The organism is Maribacter sp. PR1, assembly GCF_028464145.1.
In the GTDB taxonomy this organism is placed as follows: Bacteria; Bacteroidota; Bacteroidia; order Flavobacteriales; family Flavobacteriaceae; genus Maribacter.
In genome coordinates, this window is the sequence record NZ_JAQPCG010000003.1 from 146,639 (window position 1) to 163,281 (window position 16,643).

16 protein-coding genes are annotated in these 16,643 nt (G+C 37.2%); 2 read left to right on the forward strand and 14 right to left on the reverse strand.

From position 1 onward, the window contains the following. Positions 1 to 36: 36 nt before the first annotated feature. From PP182_RS07120 to PP182_RS07140, 5 genes are all read right to left on the reverse strand, one after another. Positions 37 to 759: a LytR/AlgR family response regulator transcription factor gene (locus tag PP182_RS07120; RefSeq protein ID WP_272650657.1), complete on the reverse strand. Its 723-nt coding sequence runs from the start codon at positions 757 to 759 to the stop codon at positions 37 to 39. Continuing rightward, positions 746 to 1,837 (reverse strand): sensor histidine kinase, encoded by a 1,092-nt coding sequence (locus tag PP182_RS07125; protein ID WP_272650658.1) that lies wholly within the window; start codon positions 1,835 to 1,837, stop codon positions 746 to 748. The genes PP182_RS07120 and PP182_RS07125 overlap by 14 nt, the downstream gene beginning before the upstream one ends. A 483-nt stretch (positions 1,838 to 2,320) precedes the next feature. Beyond that, the gene (locus PP182_RS07130; RefSeq protein ID WP_272650659.1) at positions 2,321 to 3,214 is read right to left on the reverse strand and encodes a hypothetical protein; all 894 of its coding nucleotides are present in this window, start codon (positions 3,212 to 3,214) and stop codon (positions 2,321 to 2,323) included. A 242-nt stretch (positions 3,215 to 3,456) separates the two neighbouring features. Next, complete coding sequence (locus PP182_RS07135; protein WP_272650660.1) at positions 3,457 to 6,747, reverse strand: ABC transporter permease/M1 family aminopeptidase; 3,291 nt, start codon at positions 6,745 to 6,747, stop codon at positions 3,457 to 3,459. Between the two features lie 2 nt (positions 6,748 to 6,749). Next, a complete protein-coding gene (locus PP182_RS07140; RefSeq protein WP_272650661.1) occupies positions 6,750 to 7,637 on the reverse strand; it encodes an ABC transporter ATP-binding protein in 888 nt (295 codons plus the stop codon). Positions 7,638 to 7,845: 208 nt separating this feature from the next. On the opposite strand from PP182_RS07140, the gene PP182_RS07145 reads away from it, so the two are divergent. After that, positions 7,846 to 8,637, forward strand: a complete 792-nt coding sequence (locus PP182_RS07145; RefSeq protein WP_272650662.1) for a sensor histidine kinase — start codon at positions 7,846 to 7,848, stop codon at positions 8,635 to 8,637. Next, positions 8,637 to 9,332 (forward strand): LytR/AlgR family response regulator transcription factor, encoded by a 696-nt coding sequence (locus tag PP182_RS07150; RefSeq protein ID WP_330097981.1) that lies wholly within the window; start codon positions 8,637 to 8,639, stop codon positions 9,330 to 9,332. Before PP182_RS07145 ends, PP182_RS07150 begins: the two co-directional genes overlap by 1 nt. 247 nt (positions 9,333 to 9,579) lie before the next feature. Here PP182_RS07150 and PP182_RS07155 read toward each other — a convergent pair whose 3' ends face one another. The 9 genes from PP182_RS07155 to PP182_RS07195 form a co-directional block, all read right to left on the reverse strand. Continuing rightward, positions 9,580 to 10,143, reverse strand: coding sequence for a DinB family protein (locus tag PP182_RS07155; RefSeq protein ID WP_272650663.1), 564 nt, complete (start codon positions 10,141 to 10,143; stop codon positions 9,580 to 9,582). A gap of 277 nt (positions 10,144 to 10,420) precedes the next feature. Further along, positions 10,421 to 11,311: a KPN_02809 family neutral zinc metallopeptidase gene (gene ypfJ, locus PP182_RS07160; RefSeq protein WP_272650664.1), complete on the reverse strand. Its 891-nt coding sequence runs from the start codon at positions 11,309 to 11,311 to the stop codon at positions 10,421 to 10,423. A gap of 116 nt (positions 11,312 to 11,427) precedes the next feature. Beyond that, positions 11,428 to 12,567, reverse strand: coding sequence for a serine hydrolase domain-containing protein (locus tag PP182_RS07165; protein ID WP_272650665.1), 1,140 nt, complete (start codon positions 12,565 to 12,567; stop codon positions 11,428 to 11,430). A 47-nt stretch (positions 12,568 to 12,614) separates the two neighbouring features. Beyond that, positions 12,615 to 13,232, reverse strand: coding sequence for a hypothetical protein (locus PP182_RS07170; protein WP_272650666.1), 618 nt, complete (start codon positions 13,230 to 13,232; stop codon positions 12,615 to 12,617). Positions 13,233 to 13,425: 193 nt separating this feature from the next. Further along, a complete protein-coding gene (locus PP182_RS07175; RefSeq protein ID WP_272650667.1) occupies positions 13,426 to 14,070 on the reverse strand; it encodes a hypothetical protein in 645 nt (214 codons plus the stop codon). A 218-nt stretch (positions 14,071 to 14,288) separates the two neighbouring features. Next, complete coding sequence (locus PP182_RS07180) at positions 14,289 to 14,906, reverse strand: CatB-related O-acetyltransferase (protein WP_272650668.1); 618 nt, start codon at positions 14,904 to 14,906, stop codon at positions 14,289 to 14,291. Continuing rightward, a complete protein-coding gene (locus PP182_RS07185; RefSeq protein ID WP_272650669.1) occupies positions 14,903 to 15,289 on the reverse strand; it encodes a hypothetical protein in 387 nt (128 codons plus the stop codon). The genes PP182_RS07180 and PP182_RS07185 overlap by 4 nt, the downstream gene beginning before the upstream one ends. Then, complete coding sequence (locus PP182_RS07190; RefSeq protein WP_272650670.1) at positions 15,286 to 16,158, reverse strand: SDR family oxidoreductase; 873 nt, start codon at positions 16,156 to 16,158, stop codon at positions 15,286 to 15,288. Before PP182_RS07190 ends, PP182_RS07185 begins: the two co-directional genes overlap by 4 nt. A 24-nt stretch (positions 16,159 to 16,182) precedes the next feature. Next, positions 16,183 to 16,641 (reverse strand): hypothetical protein, encoded by a 459-nt coding sequence (locus PP182_RS07195; RefSeq protein WP_272650671.1) that lies wholly within the window; start codon positions 16,639 to 16,641, stop codon positions 16,183 to 16,185. Positions 16,642 to 16,643 lie beyond the last annotated feature (2 nt).

A 16,643-nucleotide genomic window follows, 5' to 3' on the forward strand; every position in this document is an offset into this window, starting at 1 on the left:
GAAAATAAGCGTAAAATTAATTTACAAACCAATCAATTATAAGCTGTTCCAGTTTTTAAACTTAACAGACTGTCGGCTTGAAACTTCAATCTTTTCACCAGAAATCAAGATGATGTGTAGCTTATTATTAAAATGCGGATGAATTTCTTTAATAAAATGTGTGTTGATAATTTGACTCCTATTGGCTCTAAAAAACACGGTGGTATCTAACTTTTTTTCCAGTAGATTCAACGAACGTTTAATCATAGCTTTTTTATCCCCAAAATATAGCCGTGCATAATTCTCCATCGATTCAATATAGTAGATATCGGAAATTGGAATGAAGTAACACGATTCGCCGTCTTTAATAAATATCTTTTTGTGCATGGGCAAAACATCTTGTGACACCTTTGCCTTCTCCGCCAACTCCTGCTTTACTTTTTCTATGGTTTTTGCAAAACGTTCTTCCCGTAAAGGTTTAACCAAATAGTCTAATGCGTTTAATTCGAAAGCTTTTACAGCGTATTGGTCATAGGCAGTTGTAAAAACAACTTCTGGAACTGTGGTTAATTCTTCTAATAAATCAAATCCTGACTTTTCGGGCATGTGTATGTCCAAAAACAATAGGTCTGGATCTTTATTCGCTATTAATTTTATGGCCGCATCCACATTGTTTGCCTCTCCAACCACGATAAATTCCGGATATTTTTTTAAAGCACGTTTTACCTCCTCGCGCGCTAAACGTTCATCATCGATAATAACCGCTTTATATGTTTTCATCTGTTTTATAGGGTACTAGTATAGTCGCTTGCACTATATTATTAGCTATTTCTTCTAAAGTAAAAGAAGCCTCTTTGTTATATTGAAGCTCCAAGCGCTTCTTTAAGTTCATTAAACCTAAACCTCTTGCAGGTTTAGTATCAGTTAATTTTCCTGGATTTTGAACTTGAATATAGACTTGATCTCCGTTCTTACCAACTTTCAAAGTTATTAGCCCACCTTCAATAATTTTGTCAATTCCATGTTTAATGGCATTTTCTACCAACAATTGGATGCTCAAAGTGGGAATTTTAAAATGGGCTAACGTTTTATCAATGGTTATATCAATGGTCAATCGTTCTTCAAAACGAAGTTTTTCCAGCTCTATATAATCTTTAACTAAAGCCAATTCGTTTTTTATTGAAATTAGGTCTTTATCTTTTTCATATAAAGAGGAACGTAATAAGTCGGACAATAGGTCTATCCCACGTCTGGCTACATTAGGGTTCTCAACAATTAAGGACTTTATGGAATTCAAGGAATTAAATAAAAAATGTGGGTTTAGTTGAGCCGATAAATTGTCTAATTGTGCTTGTTTCGCTACTAAGGAAAGTTGAGCATATTCTCTTGCCGTTACAACTTCTTTTTGATAATAGTGATACAGGTGATACGCTAAAATCCAGATAGACATTAACCGTAAACCGGTAAGTAATATGGGGTCCCAATAAAGAAGCGATACCCATATATCCTTATCTTGTTCTGCGATCATGGTCCAGTAACCATACCACTTCAAATTGTTTAAAAGCACATATAAAACAGCCAATAATAGTATACTGGGAATTACACGAACAAGCAGCCTTTTAATGGGTAATTGACTCCAATTTGCCTTTAAAGCATATGTTCTGTACATATGGGTCAGGAAAATTCCGATGCCTACATCCAAAACATAATTACAGAAAGTGTAAAACACCCCATAGTTATCCCTGGTATATACCGTGTATGCCCAATAAACAGAAACCGTACACCATCCTAATAATTGGCACTTCCAATAAAGGGCGTTTGTAGTATTACTTTTGAGTGTTTTTGTACTGATATTCATTCATATACAAAGAAACACATTGATTTTAAATACGGAAAGGAAAAATACATAGACGTAGAATTGAAGGTTTAAACGTAATTCAAATTAAAATTTAAATTCCATACCTATGAGCCTCCCCTCCCCCGATAGCAATCGGGATTGGGCCGTATAATTAGTGTTTATTCACAAGATTTTTTTTTGTTTTTTTAAAGGTATTCATGAATCTTGAATGAAGATTTTGCTGTCATCGAATCTCATTCTTTGATTTCATTACCTTTTGAGAAGATACTTTTTAGAAGAAAAATTAAAAGGAAGCTTGTAGGCAGAATGGCAGCCGCATCATCTCGCCCATTATTTTAAATGTCCACTGGACCTTTAAAATAAATGTCGTCAAAGCAAGAGATTATGTTTCAGTAATGAAACATAATCCGACGTTAATTAAAATAGCGGTAAGTTATACCCAACGGTTGAGAATTACTTCGTGTTATTACTGTAAAATCAGCATTATTCAATTTTTTTGACTTCATCGACTATTTTTCCATTTTCCCTTACAATCATTTTCGTAATCACTCCTTTAAACGAAACAAACTCAAAAGTAAGTGGTGCTTCATTTGCGAAAAATACATTTTCGGACTCTGGGAGAATAATAAGTTGCATATCACCGGAGCTCATTAGAAGTGAACCCTCTTTTCGTGTTATGTTGGCTTTTACATTTTGTCCTGAATAGCTTCCTATATAGTTATCTAAAGTTTCATTAGAGAGAGCTATTCCCTTCTTTTTATTGTTTAATACACTTGGTGTTTTATGATCAAAACTTAAAACCCTTTTCAATTTCCAAGTAGCATTTTCTTTTATCCATAGATGCGAAAATTTAGCAGTACTGGTTAAATAGGGTTCTTTGTTCGCTTCTTTGATATAAAACTCGTGAATTCCATTTTGTATTGCCCCATATACTATTCCGTTGTTATAAAGAGGAAATACTTCTAGACTATTTCCCATTAATTTACGAATAGGTTTCTGTTGCTGGTTGGAACAAACATTTTGTTCAATAGTCAATAGAAAATCTTTTTTCGACCTAGTAATACCACTTTGATCATGGTAAAATTCAAGATCATCACTGATAAGAGGTTCCATGTCTGAAATTATGCATTCATTGAAACCGTTTTCAAAAAGAATTCTATCCATATCCTTAATAGTCTTATAAAGTATGGATGTAGTTTCTACTTGAGCGGTAGTTTTTTGAAATGGTAAAAGAAAGATTACAAATAGAAAAATAGCTTTAGAAAAGTAGTTTGTCATCATGACTGTGTTTAAGATTGATTTTTGTAAAGAGGTTGTATTTTTCCTTTTGTTACTGTTTGTTAATAAGATACGTTCCATCGCTAAATACCATTCCATACACATTCTACTACGCTCCTATCGTCACTTCGTAAAAAGAGGGTTCCATTAACATTGTATAGAAACATTTGTCAAGAAAAAATAGAGAGAAAGATATATTAACGTTTCGCTTATACCAAAGCTCAGGTTACTCTTCGACTGCGCTCAGGGTTAACTACACGAGGTACATTATGATATATTCAATTGTAGCGAATTCCCAGATAGGGCATTTCCGCGCTATTTCATATAATAAAGGCAAGACATTACAATTCTACCGGTTTAACACTTTCAAATAGATCAAGGATTATATGCTGAAGCGAATCTGGTGTAACCGCTCTAAAATAGCCTAACAGGTCTTGACTGGTAGCATAGCGATTCGAATTCATTTTTAGTTTACCGTTTGTGGTATTCCAATCCTCCAAAAAGCGTCTTAAGGCTTTATTTACCTGCTCCTCTCCTATGGCCTTTTGAAATTGATACATGTTGATGGCACCTTTGGCGTAGTACACATACTTTTGGTTTTCTACTAAAGCCAATGAAGGTTCCTTTAGAGCTTCCTTTCCCTTTCCTTCTTTATACCTCTCTTTTTGAATCTCTATAAATTGAAGTAGCTTCTCCTCTGAATATTCTTGTTTTAAAACCATCATAGCTGCATACTGTGACAAGGTTTCTAAAATAAAATTTCTACCTTTTACATTGGCCGCTTCTACCTGCATACCAAACCATTGGTGGGCAATTTCATGGGCAGTGACATAAAATACCATATCTACATCTTCCTCGTCGTCTATATCCAGGACAAAACCTATAGATTCTGAGAATGGAACAGTGCCCGGAAATGATTGTGCAAATTGCGCATAACGCGGAAACTCCATGATACGTAACTGTTCATATTGATACGGACTGAAATATGTGCTATAGTAATCCAATGAGGCTTTCATAGCCATCATCATTCGATCTATGTTATAAGCATGCCCCTTATGATAATAAATTTCAAGGTCAACAGAGCTTCCTAAAGTATCCTGACGGTGCATCCACGTATCTTTCTTTATTTCATATGCTGCTGAAACCATAGAGTAAAAATTAATAATTGGAATCTCCATTTTATAATGAAAGTAGTTACGATTATTTTCGGTCCATTGCTTCAATAAATTCCCAGGTACAACTGCTGTTTGATCTTCTGAGGTACCCACGGTCATTTCAAAATTTATTCCATCAGAATCACTACCAGACCTTGCATTTACGAGTTCCCTATTATCGTCTTGTTCTGCCTTATTGGAACGTATAGGTAAATTATAATCCTCACGTTCATCAGGATCGTTAAGTTCATATTTTCTAGAATATCCTATCGTTGGTAAATCTGAATTATTAAAAAATGTACCGTTGTTATTAATATTTACATTCGAGTTTCCTGATTCAAACCCTTTTGTAGTAAAGCTTTGCTTAAAATTCATGTGTATAGACTCGCCAGGTTTTAAAGCTTCATTGAGAATGTAAATGGCGTAATCAAACTTTTCGTATTGATTGTCTAATGTAAACCCACCTTCAAAGGATACACTGTCCAATGTGACGTTCCCTTCAATACGTTTCTGAATATGAATCGATTTGATGCTTTCCCTAGTGGTATTTTTCAAAATATAAACCCCTTCTGCGGTGTAATCCCGTGTTTCGGGATACAATTCTAATTGTAAGTTAACATCCACTATTTTAGGCTGTGGTATATGTTCAAAGGACTTCAGTTCGTTTTCATAAGCCACTCTAAACGCAGTAGCTTCAGAATTCGTCCAATAGTCGTTTAAAATATTCGTGTTGTAAAATATACCACCTCCAAGGGTAATAAAGGCTAAAAGTACCCCGCCCGAAAACCTAAAAAGTGGCTTGCTTAATCTGTATTTACCTGCTCTTATTCTTTTTATCAAGTTGGTTTCAATCCCTCTAACGGATACTAAAGATGCCATTATCAATAACAGTATACCGAAGAGAAACCAGTACGATTTAATCAACAAGTAGGGTCCTAAAAAGTGCCCATAGCCATTCATATCGGAATAGGACCCTAAAGAACTTCCTCCAAAAAAATATAAATCGTGATCAAACCCAAATAACCCCAATGCTATGTTCGCCATGAAGAACACAATGACCAACATCACACCCACAAACTTATGGTTAACAAGCGATTGGATAAAAAATGCGATGAAGGTGTATAAGGCCAAAAATGGTAAAATCTCTAGAAAGAAGCCATAGAAATACACTTGAATCTCATAGTTATAATAACCACTTAACGTTTGAAATATAATTCCCGACCCAATTAAAGCGAGCATGAGTACAACATAAATTAAGTTCAACCCAATGTACTTACCGGCTAATTTTAAAAAGCTAGACATGGGTGTTGCATCATAAATTAGATTGAGTTTTGCACTCCGCTCCTTCCAGACCAATTCTCCGGAATAAAAGACCAAAACGATGATAAAGAAATAAATGGATGTTTCTTGAAGTTCTTCAACAATAAAGTAGGTTGCCGGATAGCTATCAACGCCATATACCGTACCTAGATTTACCGAATTAATAAGAATGATAATCATACCGCAAATGACAATCCCCCAAAATGAGGCCTGTTTGCAAATGCTGACGAAATAAAACCAGGAAAACGCTTTTAATTGTGCCCATTTTGAGCGAATACCATATAGTTTTTTGGCATTGGGTATAACTACATTAATAACCTCAGAAGCGTCTCCAATTTCTAATACGTGTTTCTTTTTTCCTTTAGACCGCTTTTCCATAACCACGTTAAAATTGAACTTATTATAACCATAGATGAGTGCAAGTATCCCCAAAGAAATCCAAAACAGTTTGTTATATAGTAATACTCCCATAAAAGGAAGCACTTCTATACTCTTTTCCGAAGCTGTCCAATCCTTTGTGGCAAAGGTGGTGGTCGTCAGTGAAAACGGATCTAAAATGGCTTGCCAAAACGCATTGGTAATGGCTTTCGTCAGCATAAAAACCACAAATAAAATAATCCCTTGGGTATATACGACTACTAAGTTTCTGCTTAGGGCACCTGTGACAAAAAACAAGGCCGCTCCAAAAAACAGCGTTGGTAAGGTTACCATTAGAAACGTCTTCAAATAAATAAGGGCATTAAATTTTAGTAGATCATCTGGATTGGTCCAGGGCATAAATTCACCTAGCATCATACCGAATAGAATACCTGTAAATGCAAATAGTAAAACAGCAAACGATCCTAAAAATCGACCCAGTAAATATTCTTTTTTATGGATTGGCGTAGAAAAAACCAATGATTCTATGTTGTATTCAAAATCCCTCAATACCGAAACGCCCATGATCATGGAGGCCAAAATCATAAATATCCCCGTAATGGCGCCCATAGTTTTCGCGATTACGATAGGGGAGTTTTTTTTCAGGAGTCCTAATTCAGCACCTTGAAAAATAAAATCTACCCCGACAAGAGAAAATAGAAATAGAAACAGGAAGAACACATACGTGTCCGGTCTCTTAATACGATATTGTATTTCGAACTTCAAAATTTGGTACCACATATCTAGTTGGATTTCGTGTTAGTATCACTGAAAATTTCCGAGAAATACACATCTTCTAATTCGGCGTTAATTAAGGCGAAACCATCTCCCGGATCCGTATCACTTAAGATGTGAATGGTTGGTTTTCCTAGAAACAACTTTTCGCTAATCACCTGATAATTTTCCTTGTAAAGATTTAATTCTGCCTTTTCGATTGTTTTTTGATAGACTTTGTCTTTTAGTCCCTCTAGTATTTGCAACGGTTGCCCTTGTAAGCAAACTTGGCCTTGATTAATAATCGCCATGTTTGTACAGAGCTCCTTAACATCATCAACGATGTGCGTAGACAGAATAACTACGGTATGTTCTCCGAGCTCACTTAACACATTGTAGAACCGATTTCGCTCTACGGGATCCAATCCAGCTGTAGGCTCATCTACTATTAGCAACTTCGGATTGTTCAATAATGCCTGTGCAATCCCAAAACGCTGCTTCATCCCACCAGAATAGCCTTTAAGGTTTTGTTTTCTGACCTCATATAAATTGGTTTTATACAAAAGTGCCTTCACCAATTCTTGACGTTCATTTTTGTTTACAATTCCTTTTAATACGGCAAAATGGTTGAGTAATACCTCAGCGGATATTTTGGGGTACAAGCCAAATTGCTGCGGTAAATAACCCAATACTTGCCGCAACTCAGTTTTTTGCTTCAACACATTGATGTCTCCAAGAACAATAGATCCGGCATCTGCTTCCTGTAACGTTGCAATGGTTCGCATTAGAGTTGACTTGCCTGCACCGTTAGGACCTAGCAAACCAAACATTCCTTTTGGTATGTCCAGTGTTATGTTTTGTAAGGCTTTAATTCCGTTAGAATACGTCTTTGATAGCTTGTCAATTCTAAGTTCCATACTGTTCGTTTTTTGATTGATTGAGGCAAACTTATGGTGGGCCTTATTAGTAAAAAACAAAAAGTGATGTACTTCAAAGTAGGTGTGACACAAGACCTTAAGAAGTGTGCAAACGTACCTTATCCCCATGAAGCAGGTGTTTATCCCTCAGTATCTATTGTTTGTCAACTAATTTGTAGGAGGAATTTTATTTAATTAATCTTGACCTATGAAGTTGAAAATATCAGATGGGAAAAAGAAAATCATAAACAGGTTTTATAAAATATCCCTTGTAATTATAGGATTGGTCATTGTATTATTTAATGACACTTTTGGCAAGTTGGAAGGATTTGTAGAGTTTATTGTCCTGTACTTTACTCTTTTATTTATCACCATTGCGTACTGGATTTTTAAACAAATCAAAGCAATCATTCGATTAAAGAATGAAAAAGAAAAAACAGAATTACTGCATTTAAAAAGTCAGGTAAATCCACACTTTTTCTTCAATACACTTAACAATTTATATGGCTTAATGGACAAAGATTCCAAGGAGCGGGAAATGGTACTCAAACTGTCCGACATGATGCGATATAGTATTTATGAAGGGCAAAAAGATAGGGTTACCCTTCAACAAGAAATAGATTACCTAAAAAACTATATTGCGCTTCAAGAAATACGCTATCATAAAAAGTCCGACGTTCAGTTTAATACTGAAATTGAGAACCTTGATGCTAAAATAATGCCTTTATTATTTATTATTCTAGTCGAGAATGCCTTTAAGCATGGCTTGGAAAACTTGGAAAAAGGTGCCTATATTCATATTGACTTAACCGAAGGGAATAATGAAGTGAATTTTGTAATTGAAAATAATTTTGAAGTACAGCAAGAATCCAATACATCAGGAATTGGTTTAAAAAACTTAAAAAGAAGATTAGCGTTAGTCAACCCAAATAGGCATGCGCTTTCGTTTGATGTAAACCCTAATAGTTATAATGTTAAACTATCTCTAAAGTTGAAATAATGAGGTATCTAATCATAGATGATGAACATATAGCACACAAGATTATCATGGAGTATTGTGAAATGCTACCTCATATGAAGTTGCAAAAAAACTGTTATAGCGCCTTGGAGGCGCTGGAGTATTTGAATTCACATCAGGTCGACCTAATCTTTTTGGATATAAATATGCCAAAGCTCAAGGGGTTTGAGTTTTTAAAAACATTATCAGCGCCTCCAAAAGTTATAGTCACCACGGCCTATAGTGAGTTTGCTATAGAAGGTTATGAGCTAAATGTTTCCGATTACTTATTAAAACCATTTAGTTTTGAGCGCTTTTTAAAGGCCGTAAATAAAGTTATGGGCTCAAATACCAAGTCAAAAAATAACAGTTCGGAAGAAAAGGATACGGCAACAAAACGTATATTTTTGCGTCAGAATAAATCGTATATCCAAGTAGAAGTAGCTACTATTTTATTTATTGAAGCTGCCGGAAATTACACAAAAGTCGTTGCTGAAGATGAAACAATTACGATAAGGGAAAAAATATCCGATATATTGGAATCTCTACCATCGGACAATTTTATACAAGTACACAAATCATTTGCTGTGGCCATCAAATATATAAATAGAATTGATGGAAATAGAATATACATTCAAGATCATACCATTCCCATTGGCAAATTATATAAAGCCAACCTTATTAATATTTTGAACTAGAAACTCGGGGTAGTTGTTAGATACCATTACACACCTTTATTCTTAAATACCTGCTAAGTAGAATCTTCTGAAAATTGTACAAGAAAGGCATTGGTAAAATCAAAGTGTTACCAAATAAAGGCAGTGCGCCAAACCGCTCAATAAGAAATAGTCTAACAGACCTTTCTCTTTTATTCTGTTGATCAAAGAAAAGTTACCCTTCAACAAGCCCAGGTCAGTCATAACATGGTACATTACTGCAAATACGCTATTCGGGTAAGCGATTCTTAATGGTGCCTATTTGCCCCATATGGTTTGCCGAATGTTCCATGACATGGTACCAGATATAACGGTAGTTCAATCCCTCCTCTATATTCGAGGAGAACCAGGCATCATCTTTGGTTTTGAGTCCCGCTAAGGTTTTTTCACGGACGTCATCCCATAAATCCAAATAATACCCAATAGGCTCACCTTTGAGCATGCTATTAACTTTTGCGTTCAATTCCCCTGCGACACCAACGCTTGCAAGCTCGGCTGATGTCCATTCCCTGCCCTCCAAGGTTGCTACCTGGTAATACGATTCTGTGGACACCAAATGCATGATCAACGACCCTATACTATTCGCATTGGCATCATATAAGAAATCGGTTTGTGATTGGTCCAAATCTTTAACTTGTTCGGTAATACGGTCTTTTAAGTCTTCCAACATATAGACCATGCTTCCAATGTTTGGCGAGTAACCCTCAACCGATTTTAATTCCCCTTGTGCGTTCAATAATATCACGGGTAATACAATAAGTAAAAGGCTGATTTTTGTTTTCAAGGATTTCATAGGAAATTGTTCAAATTAATAAATGGATATGAATCACTTTTTAAGCGTACCATTTTTGTCACTTAAAAATAGTGCAGAAGGTAATCGATTACCTACCAATATCCATAATTATAAATCCTTTTGACATGGTTTTAACACAGTAGTGGGACTTCTACACCATCCCATTCTACTCCCCTCCTATCCTTCTGCTTACCTCAATTCCACTAGGTACAGGTCGCTCAGGGGGAGCTTGTATGCTTTAAGATGAAGCGGTATTAAATTTTAATAAAATAATGGGTTAGAGCGATTCCGCACTAAAGGTGTCTCCTTGGGAGACATCCCCGGTTTCATACCCTTTTTTAAACCAGCGCATACGTTGTGCAGAGGTGCCATGGGTAAAGGAATCGGGTACTACCCTACCCGAAGACTGCTTTTGTAGACGGTCATCCCCAATCGCATTCGCCGCGTTCAAGGCTTCTTGGAGATCACCGCTCTCCATCATTTGTTTGGAACGATTGGCCCACACACCGGCTAGAAAATCGGCCTGTAACTCCAAGCGTACGGAATATTTATTGAACTCGGTCTTGCTCAATTGACCTCTGAGTCTATCGATTTTATCGGTTATCCCCATTAAATTTTGAATATGATGCCCTACTTCGTGGGCAATGACATAGGCCTGTGCAAAATCTCCAGGTGCGTTCATTTGGCGTTCCATTTCCTCAAAAAAACTAAGGTCCAGGTATAGTTTTTCATCCCCGGGACAATAAAACGGACCGGTAGCACTGGATGCGGAGCCACACGCGGAGGAAACATATCCTGAAAACAAGACCAAGGTTGGTTCCCGGTAATTTTCCAAGGTGTTGTTCCAAACATCCTCGGTACTCCCCAGGATCACGGCACTAAAGTCCGCCAGTTCATTTTCTTCGGCAGTACCTTCATAATTTCCAGAAGGAGCGGTTTGCGACACCCCGCCGCTCAATAAATTACTGATCAAGGTCAACGGATTGTTACCCGTTATAAATGAAAATAAAAGGAACAGCCCCACAATGATCAATCCCACTTTGGAGAAGAGCAGTTTTATAATCGGGCCGAGCAAATTGGGACTGAATCCACCAAAACCTCTTCCGGAACTGGACCGACCCCTTCGGTCATCGACATTGGAACTTTGACGCCTACCTTTCCATTTCATGCTCTTGATTTTTAAATAATTAAATCAAATATAAGGCATATGATCATTATTCAATGAGGGAAATTCGACTAGCAAAGGAATTTTTTGACCTAAAAATTAATCGAAGATAAAAGCCTCTATTGCTGGTTTTCTAATATCTTAAGTATAGCGTAAACCAAGTTCAGGGTACTTTTGGAAGCTTCCAGTTGGTTTAATGTCCCAGCTATATAGGTATCCAATTGGGGGCAATACCATAAAAAGGATGCAGTACTACCGGTATGCCCGATTACTTCCAAGTTTGTGTCATCCTCATAAAGGGTTTTGAAAGATACTTTTCGTATCCCAAATCCGTATTCCATACCTACCGTTTCATCGACCCATTGTTGCATGGCCTGGCGCGTGTTCTTTTTTACCAGTTTATTGGTGTTGTAGGCTTCAAGAAAGGTAATCAGGTCTTCGGTTGTGGACACCAAACCTCCCCCGCCCCAATCGGCACTTAAACTTTTAAAGGATGATAATTCCGTATCGCCGACATAAAAATTAGCCATGGGCAGTTCACTCTTTAACGGCGATGATTTTAAATTGATATAGGAAGTCTCCATCCCTAAAGGCCGAAAAATATGCTGCTGAAAAAACGCATGCAAGGAAATGCCACTTACCTCTTCGATCAGCAGGGCCAACAGCACATATTCCGTATCCGTATACTGATAGCCTTCACCAGGAACATGATGAGGTTTCATCTTTTCTTTGGTAAACTGAATCATTTCCTGAGGTGACCACAACTTATCCGTATGCATCAACAGTTGATTGATGATATTGGGACTGCCATCCATAGTTTCGTCCGTAAAATAATCTGGCAGACCCGATGTATGTTGTAAAAGATGGGCGATGGTGATGTCTATTGAGTACTCCTTCCCATCCAATACGTGCAGTTTTTCTATTAATGATTTTGGCAGATATTGGGAGATGTTATCCTCAAAATTCAGCTTCTTTTGATCCTTTAAGATTCCTACAGCGGTAGCCGTGAGCATTTTGGTGATACTGGCCGTGTAAAAAGGATTTTTATTCGTTATAGCATGTTCCGCATTCATGGTATTTTCCGCCAACCTAACATCAATTCCTTTGGATTTGGAATAGACTTGCAAAAAAACACTTTGTATGGATTCCCTTTCCAATTCGGCCGTATACAATTCGGCAATCTTTTGAGGTGCGGTCTGCTGACCAAAAGTCCATATGGAAAAAAAGAGTACTATGGTTCGTATTACCTTATTTTTCATTGTATTGCTTTCTTTATGTAAGATACTTCATTTTAAATAGTCCTTTATTAGAACAAACTGAACCCCAAACCGATGTTAAAGAGTACTGCGTCTCTATGTGCATCTCCGTCTAAAGATGCACGACCAAGAACTAATTTAGACTGCACATTAAGTGCGAAGTTTTTCTTTTTATATATTTCGTAACCTGTACTTGCCATTACTGCGCAACCAAAGTTCCAATCATCATTTACATCATCTTTAATATCATATAGTGCCGGCGAATCTATTGCTAGACCAATACCACCATGAATCCACCATCTATCTTTTACCCAATATTGTAGCGAAGGAATGAATCCTCCAAAATGTCTGTCATTGTCTTGAAATTCGTATATGTTTCCTGGCATGGCAGCAGTAATGGCAAGATTTTCATTTAACATATAGCCCAATTTTAAATCTGGAAACACGAAGGTTCCTTGAGCTTTATCGAAGGTTTGATTACCAGCACTATCTTCTATACTGATAATGCCACCACCTACAACAGCTTCGAAGATGAAACCATCCCTTTGTGTTGTTGTTTCAGAATTTGTGTTTTGTGCATATGTGGTAGTTGATACCAATGCAAAGGCTACACAAGCCATTTTTAATAAAAATTGTTTTTTGATTGTTTTCATTTTAATTGTTTTCATGATTGTTCGTTTTTTGATTATTTTAAATTGATGTTACAAAGTTGGGGTACCTATCCGAGCAAATCGTATTGAATTATAATTCGGAACCTATTCCTTTAAATTGATTCCTTGTTGAAAAAATGTTCGTTATATATTTATTCTCCAAGGTCTTACTTGATGTCCCATTGAGTACCATATCGCTTTGGAATTGTCTTTAAAATTTGATTCCAACGTACAGGTTGGGTTCAAAAAGGAAATACGATTTCCATCGATTGTCCAATTGTTTAAAGGCGTCGGGGGTATTGGTATCTATCATCCAATTTTGAAAATGCACCTGGGGCTCAATAAAAATCCGCTTCTTTTTACCAAAAGCTATATGATAACCCAGATGGTAAGACGTGTAGAGCTTAAATCCGTTGGCTATTTTTTCATTGTTCAGGTCTAGATAGGTTTTGTACTGCGGTAGCACTTCCACCGTAGCGAACAATCCTTTCCAAAGCATGTGTTGGTATGAAATTCCAATACCCGTTTCACGTAGATAGCCTGGATAGAATTCACTCTCGGAATCTATTTTATCCAAAAGGCCATCCCACCACTGTATACCCATGGGCTGAAACAATCTCCAAGTTGCGAATTTTACACCGATGATGTTTTTGGAATCCAATTCACGCTTCACATGAAGCTCAATATGTTGGGTATTGGTTCTTTCGCCTCCGTCACCAATATTAGCTAGGATAATGGCAGGAAAGCTGACCCTATACCTATAATCGGAATCATTACTCAATATAGATTCCTTGTTACCTTGAGCTAAAACACCTAAAGAGCATAGGGTTAGGCTGATGATGAATAGTTTTTTCATTGGAATGTGTTTTTTAATTTTCGGTTTTGATTAGTAATGAATTGATGACGCAAAGAAATCGTACAATGGAAGGTGTATCGTCCTGAATTATGATTCCAAACCTTTTTGATTTCCCTACTATTTTTAGGTTTTTGTAAAGGGGAAAGACTGTATAGGCCACACAAAAAAAGGCTTAACATTTTCTGTGTTAAGCCCTCTGGAACATACTATGTAAGTTTTTAAAACAACGCTTCCGGATTACTGGTGAGTTTCCCTAGATTTTGGGTGATTTTTTCAATATCCCAATCCCACCATTGTAGTTCTAATAACCTGGAAATGGTAGCCTCGGAGAAGCGTTTTTTAATTGGTTTTGCCGGATTACCACCCACAATGGTGTAAGGCGCTACATTTTTTGTAACCACCGCCTTTGTGGCAATAATGGCACCATTTCCTATGTGTACTCCCGGCATAATCGTTGCCCCGTGGCCTATCCATACATCATTACCGATAATGGTATCCCCTTTTGTAGGATAGCTTTTACCCTCCATGGCGTTTTGCCAGGCACCTCCAAATATGGCAAAGGGATAGGCCGTTGCGGCTTCGGTGAGATGATTGCCACCGTTCATAATAAAGGTAGCACCGGAGGCAATCATACAGAACTTCCCAATGATGAGCTTGTCCCCAATAAAATCAAAATGGTATTTGACGTTTTTTTCAAAGTTGGCAACATCTTCAAAATCATCGTAATAGGTATAATCCCCAACAATGATATTCGGATTTGTAACGATGTTTTTCAGAAAACAAAGCGTATCGTAATTTGATAAGGGGAAGCGGGTATTTGGGTCCGGAGCTTTCATGGATTACGTTTGGACATTTTAAATAAACTTAGCGCTAAAATAAGGGTAAGCAAGGCTTGCGCTTTTTCAAAAATACTTTCCGCCAGTAGATTACCAAGGGTATTGAGCACAAAATATACGGAAAACACCAATAACCATCTATTTAGGGTTTTCTCTTGCCATTTGTTGGGAATCACTTTGGCTTTCATTAAAATCAAACTGCCTAAAAACAGCATAACCAAAAGTGCTACCCATTCTAAAATTAGGATCGTTTTGGGTTCCACTATTTTTCCTCCCCAAACCACATGGGATGGGATGAATTGCAATAAAATCAGTATATGAAATAGAACGTAGGCCGTTACAATACCCAGCGCAATTCTTCCAAAAGCGTTTATTTTTTTCATTTTGGTGCTATATTGTTTTGAACTACTTCCTTATAAAAATCCTCCAAATGATGGGTCCCAAAACAGGGGGCAATACAATCCTCTGCCATTAAGGTGAGAAAAAATTCGATGGGTCCATAGGTTTTGACACTGGTAAAAGTTCGCAAAAACCAAATGGTCAGTTTTCTGGACCAATCCGGCAAATGCACAATTTTAATGGGCTTGTTCAAGGTTTTTAGCGCGAGTTCACTTATTTCATTCAAGCTTAAAACATCCGGACCTCCAATGGTCAGTTCTTTGTTACCATCATCCAAAGTGGCTACAATGGCCCTTGCCAGGTCATCGCCATGGATAGGATTGAATTTTTGATGGCCAGAACCGAACAAATAAACACGTCCCGATTTCGCCATTTCTAAAAAATCCTTCATATCCGAGAAAAAACCATTCGGCCGTACGATGGTATATTGCAACCCAGAAGCTTTTAAAGCATCCACAAACTTTTCCTTGGCCTCAAGGATTTTTAGATTACGGTGTTTGTCTCCGTTAATGGCGGACACATACACAAAGTGCTTGACATCCGCCTTTTTAGCTTCTTCCAACAAATTCATGTTGGCCTGATAATCCACATTCATGTAGGTAAGACCGTCTTTTTGCCTGGTGATGCCCACGGTAGAAATTACGGTGTCAATGCCCTTACAGATATCCCGTAAGGTTTCAGGTCGTGTTACTTGGGCCTGTTTTATTTCCAAATAATTCTCATGGTCATTTTGCAAGCTATCGGGATTGCGCACAATGGCTACGACCTGATTTTTCTTTTCGATGAGTACTTTCAATAAGAAACCACCCAAATAGCCCGTAGCGCCTGCCAATAATACGTTGGTATGTTTCATCACTAGTAAAAATTTAATGGTTTTTCAGTCCAATATTCTTTTAAAAATATATCGGGTTATAAAAATCCCATTATCGTCATTTCTCCCTGCGTCACTTTCCACGGCACTGGTAACGAACACTAAATCCCAACCTTCCGTAAGCATGTCCGTCAGTTTTGATGAAATCAAGGCATCGTTCGCTACAATATTTTGAAAGCGTATTCCGCCCAAATTGTAAAAGTTCAACAGTTTCGTTTCTTCAAAGTTTTTGACCCTAATGTCCTTTCTCTTGGAGGTATTCCGGGAATTGTCGTCTTCTGTTTGCTCAGAAGTGAATTCTTTGTAGTCCCTTTCATCGTTGGATGAGAGTATACGTGATCGCCCCAAACCGCTTGAAACAATAGATTCTACACTGGTTATAACCTTAACTTCATAGTCTTGCTGACTAAAAACAGGATTTGTACAAAATACATACAAGGCAAATACTATTACTAATTTTTTCATGT

Excerpts from the sequence above, each read along its gene's own strand:
- PP182_RS07120 (WP_272650657.1), bottom strand. The coding sequence starts at position 759 with ATGAAAACATATAAAGCGGTTATTATCGATGATGAACGTTTAGCGCGC.
- PP182_RS07125 (WP_272650658.1), bottom strand. The coding sequence starts at position 1,837 with ATGAATATCAGTACAAAAACACTCAAAAGTAATACTACAAACGCCCTT.
- PP182_RS07130 (WP_272650659.1), bottom strand. The coding sequence starts at position 3,214 with ATGGAATGGTATTTAGCGATGGAACGTATCTTATTAACAAACAGTAAC.
- PP182_RS07135 (WP_272650660.1), bottom strand. The coding sequence starts at position 6,747 with ATGTGGTACCAAATTTTGAAGTTCGAAATACAATATCGTATTAAGAGA.
- PP182_RS07140 (WP_272650661.1), bottom strand. The coding sequence starts at position 7,637 with ATGGAACTTAGAATTGACAAGCTATCAAAGACGTATTCTAACGGAATT.
- PP182_RS07145 (WP_272650662.1), top strand. The coding sequence starts at position 7,846 with ATGAAGTTGAAAATATCAGATGGGAAAAAGAAAATCATAAACAGGTTT.
- PP182_RS07150 (WP_330097981.1), top strand. The coding sequence starts at position 8,637 with ATGAGGTATCTAATCATAGATGATGAACATATAGCACACAAGATTATC.
- PP182_RS07155 (WP_272650663.1), bottom strand. The coding sequence starts at position 10,143 with ATGAAATCCTTGAAAACAAAAATCAGCCTTTTACTTATTGTATTACCC.
- ypfJ (WP_272650664.1), bottom strand. The coding sequence starts at position 11,311 with ATGAAATGGAAAGGTAGGCGTCAAAGTTCCAATGTCGATGACCGAAGG.
- PP182_RS07165 (WP_272650665.1), bottom strand. The coding sequence starts at position 12,567 with ATGAAAAATAAGGTAATACGAACCATAGTACTCTTTTTTTCCATATGG.
- PP182_RS07170 (WP_272650666.1), bottom strand. The coding sequence starts at position 13,232 with ATGAAAACAATTAAAATGAAAACAATCAAAAAACAATTTTTATTAAAA.
- PP182_RS07175 (WP_272650667.1), bottom strand. The coding sequence starts at position 14,070 with ATGAAAAAACTATTCATCATCAGCCTAACCCTATGCTCTTTAGGTGTT.
- PP182_RS07180 (WP_272650668.1), bottom strand. The coding sequence starts at position 14,906 with ATGAAAGCTCCGGACCCAAATACCCGCTTCCCCTTATCAAATTACGAT.
- PP182_RS07185 (WP_272650669.1), bottom strand. The coding sequence starts at position 15,289 with ATGAAAAAAATAAACGCTTTTGGAAGAATTGCGCTGGGTATTGTAACG.
- PP182_RS07190 (WP_272650670.1), bottom strand. The coding sequence starts at position 16,158 with ATGAAACATACCAACGTATTATTGGCAGGCGCTACGGGCTATTTGGGT.
- PP182_RS07195 (WP_272650671.1), bottom strand. The coding sequence starts at position 16,641 with ATGAAAAAATTAGTAATAGTATTTGCCTTGTATGTATTTTGTACAAAT.